The organism is Paenibacillus sp. VTT E-133291 (genome assembly GCF_002264395.1).
GTDB lineage: Bacteria > Bacillota > Bacilli > Paenibacillales > Paenibacillaceae > Paenibacillus_AQ > Paenibacillus_AQ nitricinens.
In genome coordinates, this window is sequence record NZ_NFVA01000267.1 from 1 (window position 1) to 294 (window position 294).

General features: G+C 42.9%; 1 pseudogene. It reads right to left on the reverse strand.

Going from position 1 to position 294, the window contains the following annotated elements:
• Nucleotides 1-273 (reverse strand): annotated as a pseudogene (locus CA598_RS31870) (hypothetical protein); the annotation flags it as partial.
• Nucleotides 274-294: the final 21 nt, after the last annotated feature.

Sequence of the window (294 nt, forward strand, 5' to 3'; positions counted from 1 at the left end):
TTGATTAGCCTGCCTCTTGTTCTCATCCTGTGCACCTTGAACACCTTTTACTGCAAGACGAATAATATCTTCAAGCTTTTCAGCTTCTACCGTCAGTTCATTGATAAGTGTCTGAGCTCGTATCAAATCTGAACCCAGCGGAATACCACCCCAGTTATTGGTCTGACCTCTCAGCTGCAAGTAAAGCCGGTTGGTATCTTGGCTTACCAGTTTGATTTTTGTCTGCAGGCGTTCGACTTCATCTTCTTTAAATACCATTTTGTCCAATGCCATTTATGACCTCCAGTTCTTACA